The sequence below is a fragment of the Pantoea sp. Cy-639 genome (assembly GCF_011752525.1).
In the GTDB taxonomy this organism is placed as follows: domain Bacteria; phylum Pseudomonadota; class Gammaproteobacteria; order Pseudomonadales; family Pseudomonadaceae; genus Aquipseudomonas.
In genome coordinates this window covers 1-16,636 of the sequence record NZ_VWXI01000019.1, presented here as the reverse complement: position 1 = coordinate 16,636, position 16,636 = coordinate 1, and the positions used below count along the sequence as shown (strand labels likewise).

General features: G+C 63.6%; 19 protein-coding genes and 1 tRNA gene. All 20 read right to left on the bottom strand.

The genetic code is table 11. The features are described from left to right. Positions 1-3 precede the first annotated feature (3 nt). Positions 4-1,890 (bottom strand): phage tail-collar fiber domain-containing protein, encoded by a 1,887-nt coding sequence (locus tag F3J43_RS24375; protein ID WP_166891072.1) that lies wholly within the window; start codon positions 1,888-1,890, stop codon positions 4-6. Between the two features lie 9 nt (positions 1,891-1,899). Beyond that, entirely contained in the window at positions 1,900-2,424 is a 525-nt protein-coding gene (locus F3J43_RS20415; protein WP_166891069.1) for a phage tail protein, read from the bottom strand. Further along, positions 2,421-3,593: a baseplate J/gp47 family protein gene (locus F3J43_RS20410; RefSeq protein ID WP_166891066.1), complete on the bottom strand. Its 1,173-nt coding sequence runs from the start codon at positions 3,591-3,593 to the stop codon at positions 2,421-2,423. Before F3J43_RS20410 ends, F3J43_RS20415 begins: the two co-directional genes overlap by 4 nt. Then, entirely contained in the window at positions 3,590-3,907 is a 318-nt protein-coding gene (locus tag F3J43_RS20405) for a DUF2590 family protein (RefSeq protein WP_166891063.1), read from the bottom strand. The genes F3J43_RS20410 and F3J43_RS20405 overlap by 4 nt, the downstream gene beginning before the upstream one ends. Then, positions 3,907-5,895, bottom strand: coding sequence for a phage tail tape measure protein (locus F3J43_RS20400; RefSeq protein WP_166891060.1), 1,989 nt, complete (start codon positions 5,893-5,895; stop codon positions 3,907-3,909). The genes F3J43_RS20405 and F3J43_RS20400 overlap by 1 nt, the downstream gene beginning before the upstream one ends. A gap of 6 nt (positions 5,896-5,901) precedes the next feature. Further along, positions 5,902-6,048, bottom strand: a complete 147-nt coding sequence (locus tag F3J43_RS20395) for a DUF6890 family protein (protein ID WP_166891021.1) — start codon at positions 6,046-6,048, stop codon at positions 5,902-5,904. A 20-nt stretch (positions 6,049-6,068) separates the two neighbouring features. After that, on the bottom strand, positions 6,069-6,356 hold the full coding sequence (locus F3J43_RS20390; protein ID WP_166891057.1) for a putative phage tail assembly chaperone: 288 nt from the start codon (positions 6,354-6,356) through the stop codon (positions 6,069-6,071). A 78-nt stretch (positions 6,357-6,434) separates the two neighbouring features. Further along, a complete protein-coding gene (locus tag F3J43_RS20385; protein ID WP_166891054.1) occupies positions 6,435-6,641 on the bottom strand; it encodes a TraR/DksA C4-type zinc finger protein in 207 nt (68 codons plus the stop codon). Beyond that, on the bottom strand, positions 6,641-7,090 hold the full coding sequence (locus F3J43_RS20380; protein WP_166891051.1) for a phage protein: 450 nt from the start codon (positions 7,088-7,090) through the stop codon (positions 6,641-6,643). The genes F3J43_RS20385 and F3J43_RS20380 overlap by 1 nt, the downstream gene beginning before the upstream one ends. 3 nt (positions 7,091-7,093) lie before the next feature. Further along, the gene (locus tag F3J43_RS20375) at positions 7,094-8,209 is read right to left on the bottom strand and encodes a DUF2586 domain-containing protein (RefSeq protein ID WP_166891047.1); all 1,116 of its coding nucleotides are present in this window, start codon (positions 8,207-8,209) and stop codon (positions 7,094-7,096) included. Between the two features lie 137 nt (positions 8,210-8,346). After that, on the bottom strand, positions 8,347-8,808 hold the full coding sequence (locus F3J43_RS20370; RefSeq protein WP_166891043.1) for a phage tail protein: 462 nt from the start codon (positions 8,806-8,808) through the stop codon (positions 8,347-8,349). Between the two features lie 537 nt (positions 8,809-9,345). Then, positions 9,346-10,446 carry a redox-regulated ATPase YchF gene (ychF, locus tag F3J43_RS20365; protein WP_166891040.1) on the bottom strand — a complete coding sequence of 367 codons (1,101 nt, stop codon included), beginning with the start codon at positions 10,444-10,446 and terminating at the stop codon, positions 9,346-9,348. Positions 10,447-10,468: 22 nt separating this feature from the next. Further along, entirely contained in the window at positions 10,469-11,053 is a 585-nt protein-coding gene (gene pth, locus F3J43_RS20360) for an aminoacyl-tRNA hydrolase (RefSeq protein ID WP_134694009.1), read from the bottom strand. Between the two features lie 79 nt (positions 11,054-11,132). Continuing rightward, positions 11,133-11,789 carry a 50S ribosomal protein L25/general stress protein Ctc gene (locus F3J43_RS20355; protein WP_353618268.1) on the bottom strand — a complete coding sequence of 219 codons (657 nt, stop codon included), beginning with the start codon at positions 11,787-11,789 and terminating at the stop codon, positions 11,133-11,135. Positions 11,790-11,850: 61 nt separating this feature from the next. Continuing rightward, entirely contained in the window at positions 11,851-12,792 is a 942-nt protein-coding gene (locus F3J43_RS20350) for a ribose-phosphate pyrophosphokinase (RefSeq protein ID WP_016391678.1), read from the bottom strand. 45 nt (positions 12,793-12,837) lie between these two features. Further along, a tRNA-Gln gene (locus F3J43_RS20345) sits at positions 12,838-12,912 on the bottom strand. Between the two features lie 20 nt (positions 12,913-12,932). Then, a complete protein-coding gene (gene ispE, locus F3J43_RS20340; protein ID WP_166891034.1) occupies positions 12,933-13,793 on the bottom strand; it encodes a 4-(cytidine 5'-diphospho)-2-C-methyl-D-erythritol kinase in 861 nt (286 codons plus the stop codon). Between the two features lie 4 nt (positions 13,794-13,797). Next, positions 13,798-14,415 (bottom strand): lipoprotein insertase outer membrane protein LolB, encoded by a 618-nt coding sequence (lolB, locus tag F3J43_RS20335; protein WP_166891031.1) that lies wholly within the window; start codon positions 14,413-14,415, stop codon positions 13,798-13,800. A 3-nt stretch (positions 14,416-14,418) separates the two neighbouring features. Then, positions 14,419-16,134 carry a tetratricopeptide repeat protein gene (locus F3J43_RS20330; RefSeq protein WP_166891028.1) on the bottom strand — a complete coding sequence of 572 codons (1,716 nt, stop codon included), beginning with the start codon at positions 16,132-16,134 and terminating at the stop codon, positions 14,419-14,421. Positions 16,135-16,175: 41 nt separating this feature from the next. Then, positions 16,176-16,580 carry a hypothetical protein gene (locus F3J43_RS20325; protein ID WP_166891025.1) on the bottom strand — a complete coding sequence of 135 codons (405 nt, stop codon included), beginning with the start codon at positions 16,578-16,580 and terminating at the stop codon, positions 16,176-16,178. Positions 16,581-16,636: the final 56 nt, after the last annotated feature.

Below are 16,636 nucleotides of genomic sequence, written 5' to 3'. Positions count from 1 at the left end.
ACCTCAGTATTTGATGCAAGTCAATAGCGCGATGTTGCGCGGACGGGTCTCGGCGCCTCCGGCGGCATCCGTTGCGAAGGTCCCCGCACCTTGGCCAAGCCCCAGGTTCACTCGCCCCCAGCCAATCCAGTTACTGCCGCTCCCGGATAGCATTGAGTGAGCGTGCGATTGAATGTCTTGGGGCTGCCAGGTGCCCAGCACGCGACCGGGGTCTACTCCACGGCCATCATCGACGCCGCGGATGAACTCGCCCCGCAGATCGGGCAAGTTGAAGGTGCTCACACCGTCACCTGCTCCGTAATAGGTGCCAAGCACCGCGAAGAGTCTGGCGTAGGTGGCGCGTGAAATGGCCGCGCCATTGGCTTTGAGAAAGCCCTCTGGCGGCGCTCCGGCGGCGTAGTGAATGACCATGCCCGGCGGTACGATGGCTTGGGGGCTCAAGTTTCCCGTGTGGTAGTGGGTCATGAATTCTTTGTCCCACTCCCCATTTCTCTGAATCCGAGTCGCGAGCCGTGAGTCGTTAAATGAGTGCCAGACCTGCCGGCACCAGAGGTTGTTATGACGGATGTTCTCGATGAACCACCAACCGGCATCAGGAGCGCCTTGAATGCTCGCCCCCATGTAGAAGCCCGTTTCCATGAGGTTGTCTGCGCTTTCCCCGGTGATATTCCAAGCGACATCACCCAGGCCATACTGCCCGCGTCTGATCCCATCGGTGATGCCATAGCCCGCCAGCGTAGTAGGCTTGCCGCTGGTGATCTTGCTCCAGTCCAGGTTCGGCACGTCGTTCTGTTGCAGCACCTGGTTGCCGACGACCTGGCCCTTGGCGTTGATGACCACCTTTGAGTAGGCCCCGGGTGCGATGCCCAGGTCTGGCAGCGTCGCCTGCATCACCACGTTGCTGCTGCCGTCGAAGTCCACATGGCCGGCGATATCGCCCTGCAGCGCGATCTGGCGCGCCTCGGTCAGGCGTCGGGCCTTGCCGGCGGATGTAGTACCGTTCTCGAGGTCGACCACCGATTGACGGCTGGCAAAGTGCTCGACCAGTGGCCCCGCGATCGGCTTGGCGGTGCGCAGGTCGATGATCTCGCCCGAGGCTGTCAGCTCGGCCAGCTGGATGCAGTAGACCCAGCCGTCATCGGTCGGGTAGTCCCGCTGGTCGGGCTCGTACACCACTTTCCAGTCCGGGACTACGTCGTTCTGCTCACGGCGCATCGTGAGGCGCATCCACACCTGGGTCGCACCGCCGGGAGCTGCCAAGACCTGGGCCTTGGCCAGCGCCAGGTGAATGCCTTCCAGGTAGGCCACGCCGGCGGCCAGTTGGTAGGCGGCGCCGATTTTCTCGAAACGCAGGCCATTGCCGAAGAAGCAGGCCCGCCCGTAGATATCGCGATTGCTCAGGCGCTCGCGTTCGTCGATGCCCTTCAGGCGCACGGTGAAATCGTGCTGCCAGGTACTGGCGTCGATGGTGATACCGGTCAGCTCCTGCGCGCCGCTGTACTCCACCAGGATGTTGCGGGTGACGTTGTTGCCGATTTGCTGCGGCGGGATGTTGCGGCGCTTCTGTTGCAACGGCAGGTAGGCCACGGCGAACAGCACGCCCTCGGCGCTCTCGAGCCCCAGCCAGTTCCAGTCGAAGTCGCCGATGTCGCTGCCGAGCATCGAGCTGTAGACCACCTGGTTGGGGTTCACGTAGCCACTGTTGCCCGGCGGGATGTCGTAGGTATGCACGATCTGGTTGGCCGGTGGCTTGGCGGCTGCGCGGTCGATCGGCGCATTGGCGTCGAGCCCGGGCACGTTGGCGTAGATGAAGCGGGTGATCTGCAGGACTTCTTTGGCCCCCTGCTTCTGGGCGATCAGGCTTTCGCCCGCGAAAGTGATTCTGGCCACGGCGGGCTCCTACAGTGTGGCGACCAGGGTCTGCTGGTCGTCGTTGAAGTCGACTGCGGCGAGGCGCAGGGTGACGGGGGTGATGCTGACGAAGTCGTAGCGCCGACAGGTCCTGCCGTACTGCTGGATCAGTACCCGCAGCAATTCGGGGCTTTCCGACAGTTGCGAATCGGAAAGGCGCAGCAGCACCACGTCCCAGTCGCGGTCTGCCAGGCGTTCGTCGATCTCGATATAGCCGACGCCCAGTCGGCGCAGGATGCGCTTGAGGCCTGCGGTGCTACCGGCGTCGACGGCATTGATGAAGGCATGCTTGACCCGTAGCCGGTACAGGCTCTCCGGCTCGTCCCTGTAGCGGGTGATGTCCCGCTGCCAGGCGAGCAGGTCGAGAATGGTGAGGTGGCACTGTTCGGCGTCCATCTGCAGCAACGGCCAGCGCAGCCACTCGATCACCTTGCCCCACCAGGCCTGCGCGGCATCCTTGAGCCGGGTCAGCTCGGGCCCGGCGAGCCAGAACGGCAGTTTCAACGGGCTCATGCGAGGTCCACCTGCAGGCTGGCGATACGCGCGACGCTCAGCTCGGAGACGATGTCCTCGTTGGCGAAGTGCAGCGACTCGATATCGGCGAAGGCCAGGTGCAGCTCCTCGGCCAGGCGGCTGAACGAGAAGCGCGATTGCGGGTGGGTCAGGGTTGGCTGGTAATCACTGGCGCTGCTTTCGCGAAATGCCGCGCGGACGAACTGGGTGATCCCTTCGCGCAAGGCCTCGCGCCGTTGCGCCGTGAGGTTGGCGCGTGGCCAGACCTTCAGCGCGACGTCGTGTCGGGTCTCGGGCATGACCATCACCAGCAGGTCGTCGCCATGGCCGTGGTTGCCCTGGTCGCGCACATGGCTGTTGATCTGCTTCAGGTAAGACTCGGCCGGCACGTCGGCGTCGAACAGCACGTAGGCATTGGCGCTGCCCGGCCCTCGCGGCGCATCGTGGAGAAAGTACACGCCGTCGGGGCGCACGCCGGGGAAGGCGGCGATCATCGCGCGGTAGACCGCGTCGGTGTGCCACTGGTTGACCGCGCTGAACTGATTGCGGGTGCGCAGGCGCAGTTGCTCGTCCGGTTCGGGATCGGCGCCGGGGGAGGACATCCAGCCGTCGGCGTTGACCACCTGGACGATCCCGGGCACCGGCTGGGGCAGGATGGCGTAGTAGCCGGGCGCCAGGTTGTAGCCGCTGCCGACTTGCTGCGCCTGTACCTTCACCGATAGCTGCAGGCGGCCATCGGCAAACACCGCGTCCTCTGTTGTCGCCAACTGGTAGACGTGGCCGTTGATCGCTGCCGACTGGACCACCACGCCGGCGCGCAAGCGCAGTTCGCCGGCGCTGTTCTCGCGGGTGAACAGCAGTTGGCCCTGGGCCTTGGTCGCGCCCTTGCGTTCGATGTTCACTGCCCAGGCCAGGCTGTCCAGCCAGGCGCCGCTGGCGGTCTTGACGAAGAAGTTGGGCAGCACGGTGTCGCTGACGAAGCCGACGAGCCAGAGCACCGGCTTGGTCACCAGGGCCGTGACCACGCGCCAGAACGGCGAGTAGGCGCTGGTGTTGCTGAGCTTGCTGCCCTGGGCGGCCACCTCGGCCTCCCAGGCCTTGTGCAGGGCGGCCTCAGTGGTTGGAATGCCGGCGTCGGCCAGCGCCTGGCGAAAGTCTATGTCGCTCACAGGTACACCTCGATATCACCGAATTTCAGGGTTTTTGCCGTGACCCGGTACAGGCCAGGGCGCGCCTGGAGGATGCGCGCGGTACCGGGCACCAGGCGTTCGTCGTTCTCCACCAGCAGCTCCAGCTGCAAGATGCAGTCGGCCTGTCGTTGTCGGCTGCGCTCGGCCACCAGGGTCACCAGCAGGCCGCTGTCGCGGATCATGTGGGCGATGTCCTGGGCGATGCTGGCGCGGTCCTCGATCAGCAGCGGTTGGTGGGAAGGGTCCAGGACCAGGTCGTTGTCGTGAATCAGCAGGTCGATGTAGTCGCTCATCAGCCCACCGCCATGTCCATCATCTGTTCGAGCTCCAGCGGGCTCATGGCCTTGCTGGTGTTGATCTCGATCTTCTCGACGTGCATGCGCCGATCCTGGGTCTGGGTGCTGTTCTGGATCTGGGTCATCAGCCCTCCCTGGGGAACACTGGCCGGGCCGGCCGGCGAAAGGTTGAGTGCGGTCTGGGCCATGCGCTGGCGCTGTTGGGCGACCTGATCGACCGCTGGCGTCAACGCCATCGGCATGAACGTGGTCGGTACGACTTGCAGGGGCGGTTGCGGTATCGCCGGTACTTGCGGCAGTTCGCCGAAGCGCGTCTCGATGTTCACCCCCGGGATCTTGTTGAGCATCTCGATCAGGCTGTCCAGCGCGCTGCGGAAGATCCCGCTGATGCTGTCCCAGGCTGACTTGGCGACGTCGACCCAGCCACTCATCGAGCCGAACAGCGCGCCCAGCGCGGTGAACTGCTCGCTGACCCACTGGAATGCCGCGTTGTCGAGCAGGGCCGCCTTGAGGTCATCCCAGTACCTGACGACCAGGGCGACGATCGTGATCAGTACGGCGATGCCGGCGACCACCATGCCGATCGGGTTCGCGTACATGGCCACGTTGACCAGCCAGATCACGGCCTGCCAGGCGAGCATGGCGAAGCGCAAGGCGCCCAGCACGGCGGTCATGAGCAGGACGCGGCCCACCAGCAGCACGCACTGGATGGAGTGGAGGGCGAATACGGCCAGGCTTCTCAAACCGGTCAGGTTGAGCAAGGCCCAGGCGGCCTGCATGCCCAGCACGGTGACCCGGGACAGGGTGACCAGGGTGCCCAGTATGCTCAGTGCGGTGACCATGCCGACGACGGTCAGGGCAGTGATGCCGATGACTCGGGTGATGTTGGGGAACAGCTTGATCCAGCGGACCAGGGTGGTGCTGATGGCGGTCAGACGGGTCATCATCGGCTGCAGGATGGGGATCAGCGCCTGGCCGAAGGCAATGTGTACCGCCTTGATCGCCGCGGCGAACTTCTGCCATGGGTCGGCCAGGGCCTTGGCCATCTTCTCGGCTTCTTCGAGCCCGCGGACCTTGCCCAGTTTGTCCAGGCTGGTCTTGAAGCGATCGGTGTCCTGCGCCAGCGCACCGATCAGGCGAGCGGCATCGCCGCCGAACGCCTTGCCGAGGTCGGCGTCGGCCGCCGCGCCGCTGAGGTCGCCGTACTTGCCTTGCAGCTTCTCCAGGATCTTCAGCATGGGCAGAAGCTGGCCATCGGCGTTGGTGAACTTCATGCCGAGCTTGTCCGCGGCGCCTTCGACATTGTCGAAGAAGGCCTTGTAGAGCTCGCCGGCCTTGCTGCCTGGCATCGTGCTCGACAGGCTGCCGATCACCGCCATCTGTTCGGCCAGGTCGACACCGGCTGCCGCGGCACTGGCTCCGGCAGCCTTGAAGCCTTCGCCCATCTGTGCGCCGCTGGTGCGGAACAGCTGGACGGCGAGGGCGGTCTGTCCGCCCAGTGTCTTGACCCACAGGCCTTTGCCCATGGCGTCGGCCTGTTGCTTTTGCAGGTTGTACAGCGTGCCGACATAGTCGGCCATCACGCTCTGGTCGGACTTGATGGCTTTGGCCAGCACGCTGCTGGTGTAGGTGAAGGTGGCCAGCTGGGAGCCGCTCAAGCCCTTGATCGCTCCCTCGATCTTGTATGCCGAGGCAACGAAGTCGCGGGCGTTCTCGCCGTAGGCGATGGAGAAGCTGAGGGCCTTCTTGTTGAGCAGGTCCAGGGTCTTGTCGGCCACGCCGAGCGAGCTGAGGTCCGCCAGGGCACGGTTCATTTCAAGGGCAGGTCCCAGGGCGGTGGAGAGGCCGCCCAGAGAGCCTTTGAGCCTGTCCGTGTGCTTGGTCAGTTGCTCGCTCTCATCGTTCATTTTCTCCAGGGGCTTGGCGATCTTGCTTGTCAGATCGAGCAGTTTGTCCAGCCGGCTGGTTGCGTTGTTTGCGCTCATGGGATCTCAGCTTCCGTTGAATGCACGGGCGATGCCGTTGGCGATGGCGATTTCCATGCGCCGCCAGTGCTCGTCCTCCAGCCATTTGGCCGTGCCCAGGTTCTCGGGCGTGGACGGGGCACCGGGCAGCCAGCGTTCGGTCAGGGCCAGCAACTGGCCCAGGCCGTCCTCGGTCAGTCGTTCGGCGTGGCCGAGTGCTTTTTTACGGTGACCTCGACGGTGGGGGCGTACTCCTCGACCAGGGCGCCGGCCAGCTGGATGACGGTCATCGGGTTGGCCAGCAGCGGCTTGAGCTGTTCCTTGTGCTCGAGCTTGATGGCGTTGACCAGCAGGTTGTTGGCCGGGGCGACCTTGTTGGACGGGGTCAGGGCGTTGATGTACTTGGTCATCAGCGCCGGATCGATGGCGAATTCCAGGGACTGCTCGCCGATTTCCAGGGTGATGTCGGTGCGTTGGGTCATGGGGTACTACTCCGTAGGAAAGAATGATGCGGGGTGGGGAACGGCCGGGCGCATGTCCGGCCGTGGAGCGGCGAAGGCTCAGTGGCGCTGCTCGTGCCGGTGCTGGCAAGGGACGCAGCGGCGCTTGCCGCCCAGGGCGCGGCGCGCCTCGGGTATCTCGTCGGCGCAGTCTTCGCAGTGGCTGAGGCTGGGCCCAGTCGCCACGCCCTGCTGCAGGGCGGCGGCGGTCGCCAGATCACGCCAGCGTTGTTCCAGGGCCTGGGCGCGGTCGAATGGGCACACCATCAGATCAGGCCCTCGACCTCTTCGAAGGACAGGTACGGCACGCCGTTGATATGGATGAAGTCCGGGCTGGTGACGTCGAACGGCAGCTTGTGCTTGGTCTTCTCGCCACCCTTGGGATCGATGCTGAGCAGGCTGGAGATCTTGAACCGGCAGCCGAAGGCCTCGACTCGGATCTCGTCGGTCGGGGTCCGTGCGTAGAACAGCTGGTCGAAGGTGCCCAGCTGGCGGAAGCTGCCCGCCTTGGCGGCTGCCTCGATGATCAGGTTGAAGTTGGTAGTGTCGACCTCCAGCTCGCCGCTGGCGGCCACGTCGCCGGCGACCCAGCCGTCCGGTACGCCCTTGGTGTGCGCCACGGCGCTGTTGTCGGTGATGTCGAGGGTTGCGTTCTCAACGTGGACCTTCAGATCGCCCACGTTGATGTCGAAGTTCATGCCACTGATCTTGGCCATGGGTTACTCCTGGTTGTCCTGGGAAAGGTCCAGCGCGATGTTCGCGGTGATGTCCTTGGGGCAGTTGTGCGGGCGGATGCGGATGAACACCTCCACCTGGGTGCGGCTCTTCCAGACGATGACCAGGTCACCATCCTTCGGCGGCTGGATCTCGCCAGGGAACACTTCACCGGCGAAGTTCACCGCCTTGGCCATCCGGCGCAGCGGCGCCATCAGGGCGCTGGTGGCGGCAGCCATGCTGGCCGGGCTGCTGTTCAGACGGCGGTCGCCGATGCGACGGATGAGCAGCGGGCGTACCTGGCGGGCGGCCTTGTCGGCCAGGCGCAGGTATTCCAGGACCTGGAAGTCGCTCGCCGCGGTGTCCAGCAGATTGGCGTCGCCCCAGTACACGCCCTCGTAGTCGGGATAGGTCTGGGACACGGAGAAGCGTGCCTTGTCCAGCTCGCTGCGGATCGCCGAGGGCAGGGGGATGCCGTCCTTGTCCTGGGGTACCGCGCCCAGGCCCAGGACAGGGCCGCTGGCCACGCGCATCGGGGTGTCGGCGACGCTCCAGGCCGCGTTGGCCAGGCGCCCGGCCAGCACGCCGAGGTCGTTGCCGTGCAATTGCGGCACTGCCAGGACACGTGGCGCGGCAACACCGCTGGTGATCGCCTTCTGCTCAGCGAGGTAGTCCGACCAGGTGGCGGCCGGCAGGATGCCGGCGGACGCGGCCAGCACGAATGCGCGACGGCCATAGACCGCGTTCAGTTGCTCGGCCGCAGTGTGCATGGCCAGCAGTTCGGCGCCGGTGGCCACCGGTTTGGTGATGACCACGGCTTCGACCGAGAAGCCCTGTTGCTGGGCGTGTTCCAGGGCGCTTGCCCAGTCGCCTTCGGTGCCGATCGGTGCGGCCAGGCAGGCCCAGCGGTCGCCGCCGTTGACCTTGGCCGCGAGCAGTTGGGTCTTGAGGTCGCTGTCGGCCACGCCCAGTTGGTCGTCCAGGTCGCTGTCAGTGTTCAGGGGCAGCAGCTTGCCGACGTTCTTGGCGGCGGGGCCGATGAAGAGGAAGTAGCGTTCGATCTCGGTGACGGCGCCCTGGCCGAGGTTGAGATTGTTCACGCTGATTTTACCGAGTGCCATAGGTTGCCTCGTTTAGCGGGATATTGAAGGGGTGAGGGCAGGACCTGCTCGAGCAGGTCGCTGTTTGCCCGGACAGGGTTGCCCGGGAAAGCGTTGTCCATGACCTGCGCGGGGCGGTCAGGACGAAGGGGCACGGTTCAGAGCGGGGGCTGGTGGATACTCAGCTCGCCCTGTTCCGCGACCCACAGGTCGAACGGGATGAACGACCAGGTTCTGTCGAAGACCTCGATCTCGCCGCTGGCGTCTTCGGCCAGGTAGAGGGGCTCGACGAATTCCACGGTCAACGACACGTCGAACAGATCGTTGGCCGGGTCCTTGGCCTGCACGGTGAGGCTCGGTCGCGCCAGCGCAAAGCGGTGGCGGTCCGGGTCGTGGACCTCCAGCCAGCTGCCGGCCAACGCCATGAGGCGGGCAGGGGAACCGCTGAAGTCGTGTAAGTCGAACAGGGCGCGGTAATGCAGGTCGCCCATGTGCAGGCCCTGTTCGGTCTCGGCCCATGCCAGTTGCAGGTCAAGCTGTTCGGTGCGGGCCTGGAACTGTGCCGCGGGTACCAGTTGGCGGGCGAGCAGGTAGGTGGCCAGGGCCTTCAGCTGATTCATGGCTGTGGCGCCGGCAGGCGGGCGCGGTGATGAATGGCCAGGGCAGAAACCCTGGCGGGGTTGGCTGGAGCGCGCATCGTGGGTCCCTCGTGAAGAGCGGCAGGGTTGCCGGTGAAGCCTTGCTTGGCATTCCAAAAAGCCCGCCTTGCAGGCTTTTCAGTAATGCGTTGTCAAACCGCCGGCCACGACTGGTGACGCCGCGCGGTTACGCTTCAGGTTGGTGACTCCGACCGCGGCCGCTCGCCCGCCGGATAACTGTTCTTGGTGCTTTACGCTGCGCACCTGGGTCAGTTGCCAACCCTCTGAACAGTCGAGGCCTGTTCATCGCTGCCTGTGTAACAACCGGTTGCTGACCGGCGTGAGACACAGGTTATGCATGCATGCATATGCAGTCAATGCATTTATGAAAATATTTATGCATAAGATGATGCGCAAATGCATGGAGGCCTTTGCGGGTGCAGGCTGTAGGAGTTTTCTATGGGCGAAAAAAAACCCGCCGAAGCGGGTTTTTCTGTGGCGCGGTGTCGCGTGCGCGGATCAGACGTTGAAGCGGAAGTGCATCACGTCACCGTCCTTGACGATGTAGTCCTTGCCTTCCAGGCGCCACTTGCCGGCTTCCTTGGCGCCGCTTTCACCCTTGAACTGGATGAAGTCGTCATAGGCCACCACTTCGGCGCGGATGAAGCCTTTTTCGAAGTCGGTGTGGATCACCCCTGCGGCCTGCGGAGCGGTGGCGCCCACGCGCACGGTCCAGGCACGTACTTCCTGCACGCCGGCGGTGAAGTAGGTCTGCAGGTTCAGCAGTTCGTAGCCGGCACGGATCACACGGTTCAGGCCAGGTTCTTCCAGGCCCAGGGCCTCGAGGAACATGTCCTTCTCCTCGCCGTCTTCCAGCTCGGCGATTTCCGCCTCGATCTTGTTGCACACCGGTACCACGACCGCGCCTTCTTCTTCGGCGATGGCCTTGACCACGTCCAGGTGCGGGTTGTTGTCGAAGCCATCTTCGGCAACGTTGGCGATGTACATTACCGGCTTGCTGGTCAGCAGGTGGAAGCCGCGGATCATGGCCTTCTCGTCTTCAGCCATGTGCTTCATCAGGCTGCGCGCCGGCTTGCCCTCGGTGAAGTGCGGGATCAGTTTCTCCAGGATCGCCTTCTGTGCCAGGGCGTCCTTGTCGCCGCCCTTGGCGTTGCGGGCAACCTTCTGCAACTGCTTCTCGCAGCTGTCGAGGTCGGCGAAGATCAGCTCGAGGTCGATGATCTCGATATCGCGCTTGGGGTCGACGCTGTTGGAGACGTGGATCACGTTCTCGTCTTCGAAGCAGCGCACCACGTGGGCGATGGCGTCGGTCTCGCGGATGTTGGCGAGGAACTTGTTGCCCAAGCCTTCACCTTTCGAGGCACCGGCCACCAGGCCTGCGATGTCGACGAACTCCATGGTGGTCGGCAGGATGCGGTTCGGTTTGACGATTTCGGCCAGTGCCGCCAGACGTGCGTCGGGCATCGGCACGATGCCGCTGTTCGGCTCGATGGTGCAGAAGGGGAAGTTCTCCGCCGCGATGCCGGACTTGGTCAGGGCGTTGAACAGGGTGGACTTGCCGACGTTGGGCAGGCCGACGATGCCGCAATTGAAACCCATGGGAATTCCCCTTTCTAAAGAGTCAGGCCTTCTGGCTGTGCAGCTCGCGCATCGCCTTGGCGAAGTCGCCGGCAAGCACGTCCGGCAGCACGCCGAGGGCAAAATCGATGCTGGCGTCGAGCTTCTCCTGCTCGGCGCGCGGTGCGCGGCCCAGGACGAAGTTGGAGACCAGTTTGGCGTCGCCCGGGTGGCCGATGCCGAGCCGCAGGCGGTGGAAGTCGTTCTGGTTGCCGAGCTGCGCGATGATGTCGCGCAGGCCGTTGTGCCCGCCGTGGCCGCCGCCCTTCTTGAGCTTGGCGACGCCGGGAGGCAGGTCGAGTTCGTCGTGCGCCACCAGGATCGCTTCCGGCTTGATGCGGAAGAAATTGGCCAAGGCCGCCACGGACTGGCCGCTGCGGTTCATGTAGGTGGTGGGGATCAACAGGCGAACATCGTTGCCCTGATGGCTGAACTTGGCCGTCAGGCCGAAATACTTTTTGTCAGCGGACAGCGAAACGCGCTGGGCGCTGGCGAGGCGTTCAACGAAAAGAGCCCCTGCGTTATGCCGGGTCTGTTCGTATTCGGGGCCGGGGTTACCCAGGCCGACGATCAACTGGATGGCGGTCACGTCAGGGGCTCTTCCTTGGAGTTGGTGGGTTACGGTGCGCGCGGCACTGTAACCCGATCAACGCCGGCGTGCGAGTGGATTACTCGGCAGCGCCTTCAGCAGCGTCAGCGGCAACGCGCGGGGCGTGGACGTTGGCAACAGCTTTGTCATCACCGTGGGCCAGAGCGACGAACTCTACGCCTTTCGGAGCTTTCAGGTCCGACAGGTGGATGATGGCGCCGATTTCGGCCTTGGACAGGTCGACTTCGATGAACTCAGGCAGGTCTTTGGCTTCGCAGGAAACTTCGATCTCGGAAACAACGTGCGAGATTTCGCCGCCTTTCTTGACCGGAGCTTCTTCACCAACGAAGTGAACTGGAACCTTGGCGGTCAGTTTCTGGCCAGCAACGACGCGAACGAAGTCGGCGTGCATGATGAAGCCTTTGGCAGGGTGACGTTGCATGGCCTTGACCACGACGTTCTGCTTGGCGCCGTCGACGTTCAGTTCGATCACGTGGCTGAAGGCAGCTTCGTTTTCGAACAGCTTGGCGATTTCCTTGGCCACGATGGTCAGGGATTGGGCTTCTTTATCGCCACCGTATACAACGGCAGGGATGTTGGCGGAGTGACGCAGGCGGCGGCTCGCACCTTTCCCCAGGTCAGTACGCGCTTGGGCGTTCAGGATGAAGTCAGTCATTTTGTTTCTCCAAAATAGCCTCCCGAGGGCGTTTGCGACCAGCGCCAACGGGGATGGCAAAAAAGCCCCGCCCCGACAACCAGTGTCGGGGCGGGGCGCTTTTCGTCAGCGAGCGTTCCGCTTAGCGGAACATCGCGCTGATCGATTCTTCGTTGCTGATGCGGCGTACCGCTTCAGCGACGACCGGTGCGATATCCAGCTGGCGGATACGGTCACAGGCCTGAGCAGCGGCGGACAGCGGAACGGTGTTGGTCACCACCAGCTCGTCCAGTACCGACTTCTCGATGTTCTCGATCGCGCGGCCCGACAGGACAGGGTGCGTGCAGTAGGCATAAACCTTGGCCGCGCCGTGTTCTTTCAGGGCTTTGGCCGCGTGGCACAGGGTGCCGGCGGTGTCGACCATGTCGTCTACCAGGATGCAGGTGCGTCCTTCGACGTCGCCGATGATGTGCATAACCTCGGAGTGGTTAGCCTTTTCGCGGCGTTTGTCGATGATACCCAGATCGACACCCAGGGACTTGGCGACGGCACGGGCACGTACCACGCCACCGATGTCCGGGGAAACGATCATCAGGTTCTCGAAACGCTGGTCTTCGATGTCGTCGACCAGTACGGGCGAGCCGTAGATGTTGTCGACGGGGATATCGAAGAAACCCTGGATCTGGTCAGCGTGCAGGTCGACGGTGAGTACACGGTCGATACCCACGACAGTGAGCATGTCAGCGACGACTTTGGCGCTGATGGCTACACGTGCCGAACGCGGACGGCGGTCCTGGCGGGCGTATCCGAAGTAGGGAATCACGGCGGTGATTCGCGACGCAGAGGAGCGGCGGAAGGCATCGGCCATCACCACCAGTTCCATCAGATTGTCGTTGGTTGGGGCACAGGTTGGCTGGATGATGAAGACGTCCTTACCGCGGACATTTTCATTGATCTCAGCACTGATTTCGCCGTCGGAGAACTTGCCGACAGAAACATCACCCAGTGGAATATGCAGCTGACGTACGACACGCCGAGCCAGATCGGGGTTGGCATTCCCCGTGAAGACCATCATCTTGGACACGCGCAGTACCTGAAGGCTGAGGGTAACCTGGATGAGTATAAGAAATGGCAGGGGCGGCTGGATTCGAACCAACGCATGGCAGGATCAAAACCTGCTGCCTTACCGCTTGGCGACGCCCCTGTATCTGTTGCTGCGAACTCTTATGAGCTCGACTTCTTGATCAGACTTTGCAGCTTGCGATGCAACATCGAAACATTGCTTCCTTTCGCCACAAACCCTGCTTGGGTCTCTGAAAGAAGGGCCAGAACTTTATCAGCTTCGGCTTTGCTTGGGAAGGCCCCAAACACACAACTTCCAGTGCCGGTCATTCGAGCTTCCGTAAATTTACCCAGTGAAATCAGCGCGTTGCGAACTTCAGGGTAACGTTGCTCTACTACCGGTTGGCAGTCATTTCGACTGTTTCCCTCGGGAACGGGGCGCATCTTAAGGGGGAGGGAATCACGTGTCAACTCCGGATGCGAAAAAATTTCCGCAGTACTGACAGACACTTGCGGCACCAGCACGACATACCAGGGCTCGGCGGGGTCGACCGGGGTCAGTTGTTCGCCAACACCCTGGGCGAAGGCCGCGTGGCCACGGACGAACACCGGCACGTCGGCGCCCAGGCCCAGGCCCAGCGCCGCCAGGCGATCGATGCTCCAGTCCAGTTGCCACAGGTGGGCCAGGGCCAGCAGCGTGGTCGCCGCGTCGGAACTGCCGCCACCGATGCCGCCGCCCATGGGCAGCACCTTGTCCAGCCAGATGTCGGCGCCCAGAGAAGTGCCGGACTGTGCCTGCAACTGACGCGCTGCGCGCACGATCAGGTTGCTGTCGTGGGGCACGCCTTCGATCTCGGTGCGCAGGTTGATCTGGCCGTCGTCGCGCAGGGCGAAGCTCAGTTCATCGGCATGCTCGAGGAACTGGAACACCGTTTCCAGCTCGTGGTAGCCATCGTCGCGGCGACCGGTGATATGCAGCCACAGGTTCAGCTTGGCCGGGGCGGGCAGGGTCAGCTTCTCCATCGCCTCAGTGTCCCAGCTGGCGTGGCTGCCAGTCCTTGACCACCAGGGTGACGTCGATGTTCTCGCCGTGCAGTTTCAGGCGCTCGGGCAGCCAGTAGCCGTTCTGCTGGGTGTAACTCAGGTACTGCACCTGCCAGCCATCCTGGGTCAGGCTGGCCAGGCGGCTGTCGCCGTCCAGGGTCAGCTGGCTCTTGCTGTCGGGGGCGGGCAGGCCGCGTACCCACCAGACCAGGTGGGACACCGGCAGGCGCCAGCCGAGCTGCTCTTCCAGCAAGGCTTCGGGATTGGCCGCCTCGAAGCGGCCCTGGTTGGCCACTTCCAGCACCACGCCGCCAGGACGGCCGGTCAGCCGAGCGGCACCGCGGCCCAGCGGGCCGGCCAGGCGAATGTCGTAGTAGTCCTGGCGCTGCAGCCAGAACAGCGTGCCGCTGCCAGAGTCGCGTGGCGCACGGATGCCGACCTTGCCGTTGATCTGCCAGCCGTCGAGGGTGCTCAGCTGTTGCTTGTGCGCCCGCCACAGTTGCGGATTGCCCTGGCCCTGGACGGCTTCCTTGTTGCCGAAGCCGGCGCAGCCGGCCAGCAGGGCGATGAGGGTGAAGGTGATGCAATGACGCAGGAACATGATTTACAGGCTCTCGGATCCGGTCAGGCGCAACAGGGTCTTGCGCAGGATGGGGCTGTCGGGCTGGGCTTCGAAACCCTTGGCCCAGATCTGTCGGGCTTCGCGGCGCTTGCCGTTGGCCCACAGCACTTCGCCCAGGTGGGCGGCGACTTCGTGATCGGGGAAACGCTCGAAGGCCTGGCGCAACTGGCGCTCGGCTTCTTCCAGGTTGCCCATGCGGTAGGCGATCCAGCCCAGGCTGTCGAGCACCGCCGGATCGTCCGGGGTGAGCTGGTGGGCCTTGTCGATCAGCGCCTTGGCTTCGCCGTAGCGGGTGGTTCGGTCGGCCAGGGTGTAGCCGAGGGCGTTGAGGGCCATGGCGTTGTCGGGCTCGCGGGCGATGATCGCGCGCAGGTCCTTCTCCATCTGTGGCAGGTCATCGCGTTTCTCGGCGAGCATGGCACGGGTGTAGAGCAGGTTGAGATCGTCCGGATAGCGCTTGATCGCTTGCTCGAGCACCTGTCCGGCCTGGGCTTCCTTGCCATTGTTGCCCAGGCTTTCGGCCTCGATCAGGTACAGCTGGATGGCATAGTCGGGTTGGGCTTCGCGGGCTTCGGCGAGCAGGCGCGAGGCCTCGGCGCTGCGGCCGTTGGCGATCAGGATGTCGGCCTGGCGCAGTTGCGCCGCCAGGTAGTCGGGACCGGCGCCGACCAGGGCGTACTCGCGCAGGGCGGCGGCCGGGTCGTGACGTTCTTCGCGGATGCGCCCGAGGTTGAGGTGGGCGGCGTCGGGGTTGGCGTCGCGCTCGACCATTTCCTGCAGGTAGCCTTCGGCCTCGTCCCAGTGCTTGGTCTCCATGCACACCAGGGCGAGCGAATAACGGATCTCGTCGTCTTCCGGGTACTGCTGCAGCAGGCTTTCGAACTCGGCCTTGGCATCGTCGATGCGGTCCTGCTCGACCAGGGTGCGGGCGTAGGTCAGGCGCAGGCGCTTGTCCTCGGGGTTGTCGCGAATTGCACCACGCAGCAACGGCAGGGCCTCCGGGCCGCGGTCCAGCGACTGCAGCAGGCGTGCGCGCAGCAGCACCGGGGCGATTTCGCCGTTCTGCGGAGGGTGTTTCTCCAGCAGTTCGAGGGCTTGCTCGGGCTTGTCATCCTGGTTCAGCAACAGGGCCTTGCCGAATACCAGCTGGCCGTTGTCGGGGTATTTCACCAGCAGGCGATCGAAGCTCTGCATCAGGCCGTCGCGGGTGCTCTGGTCGGTTTCTGCGGCGGACAGGGCGAGGAAGTCGAAGTGGGTGTCGCCCTTGCCCTGCAGGACTTTCTCCATATAGGCCATGGAGTCGTCATAGCGCCCGGCGCGGGCCAGCTGGATGGCGGCGGCGCGCTGGGCATCGAGGTTCTGCGGGTCGTTGCGGGCCCAGATCAGCGCATTCTCCAGCGCCGGCTCGTCGGCGCCGAGGTACTCGGCGATACGATAGGCACGCTCCGAGACACCAGGGTCCTGGGTCTTCTCGGCCTGGTCGGTGTAGTTGGCCAGGGCGATGTCGAAGCGGTTGCGCTGGCCGGCCAGCTCGGCCACCAGCAGGCTGTACAGGGTGTCCTGCTTGAACGACCCGTACACCACGGGCTTTTCCACGCTCTTGCCGGCGTCGGCCGGGGCGTCCGTCTTCTGCGGTGCCAGGTTCTGGCAGCCCTGGAGCAGGGCAAGGGCGAGCAGCAATGCGTAGGGTTTGTTCATAGAGGGCTTTAGATTAGAAGGGCTAGCCGACGGTCGGAGCATCATGACACAAGCGCGATGGCAAACCCACCTGCGAAGGTCGTGGTGTGAAGCGTGGCTTCGGTCATAGGGACAATGCCTGGTGTGGGAGGTTCGCCGGCAAGCCGGCTCGCCCAACACAGCTCTATTGTTTCCACTGTTTTTTGGTTTTTGACTTTTTGGTCAACTGCGCAAGAAGTTGCGCACTCAAATGTGGATAAGTGTGTGGATAGTTCGATGCAGGCCTTGGTAATCATTATGTACAGCCAACTGCGCAACTTTTTGCCACCACTGCGCAAGAAGTTGCGCAACTTTTGGATTGATTTTGTTTTGCAAATCACTCGAATGGGTGTCAATGATCTGTAATTAATTGATATTAAAAGGAAAAATATTTTTGGCACGATAGTTGATGCCTCTTTGCTGGCCACCTGGCAATTTCCTGCCAGTTCAGGCACTTATCCCCAGCAAGGAGAGCAACACATGG

Excerpts from the sequence above, each read along its gene's own strand:
- F3J43_RS20415 (WP_166891069.1), bottom strand. The coding sequence starts at position 2,424 with ATGAGCCCGTTGAAACTGCCGTTCTGGCTCGCCGGGCCCGAGCTGACC.
- F3J43_RS20405 (WP_166891063.1), bottom strand. The coding sequence starts at position 3,907 with ATGAGCGACTACATCGACCTGCTGATTCACGACAACGACCTGGTCCTG.
- F3J43_RS20400 (WP_166891060.1), bottom strand. The coding sequence starts at position 5,895 with ATGAGCGCAAACAACGCAACCAGCCGGCTGGACAAACTGCTCGATCTG.
- F3J43_RS20390 (WP_166891057.1), bottom strand. The coding sequence starts at position 6,356 with ATGACCCAACGCACCGACATCACCCTGGAAATCGGCGAGCAGTCCCTG.
- F3J43_RS20385 (WP_166891054.1), bottom strand. The coding sequence starts at position 6,641 with ATGGTGTGCCCATTCGACCGCGCCCAGGCCCTGGAACAACGCTGGCGT.
- F3J43_RS20380 (WP_166891051.1), bottom strand. The coding sequence starts at position 7,090 with ATGGCCAAGATCAGTGGCATGAACTTCGACATCAACGTGGGCGATCTG.
- F3J43_RS20375 (WP_166891047.1), bottom strand. The coding sequence starts at position 8,209 with ATGGCACTCGGTAAAATCAGCGTGAACAATCTCAACCTCGGCCAGGGC.
- F3J43_RS20370 (WP_166891043.1), bottom strand. The coding sequence starts at position 8,808 with ATGAATCAGCTGAAGGCCCTGGCCACCTACCTGCTCGCCCGCCAACTG.
- ychF (WP_166891040.1), bottom strand. The coding sequence starts at position 10,446 with ATGGGTTTCAATTGCGGCATCGTCGGCCTGCCCAACGTCGGCAAGTCC.
- ispE (WP_166891034.1), bottom strand. The coding sequence starts at position 13,793 with ATGGAGAAGCTGACCCTGCCCGCCCCGGCCAAGCTGAACCTGTGGCTG.
- lolB (WP_166891031.1), bottom strand. The coding sequence starts at position 14,415 with ATGTTCCTGCGTCATTGCATCACCTTCACCCTCATCGCCCTGCTGGCC.
- F3J43_RS20330 (WP_166891028.1), bottom strand. The coding sequence starts at position 16,134 with ATGAACAAACCCTACGCATTGCTGCTCGCCCTTGCCCTGCTCCAGGGC.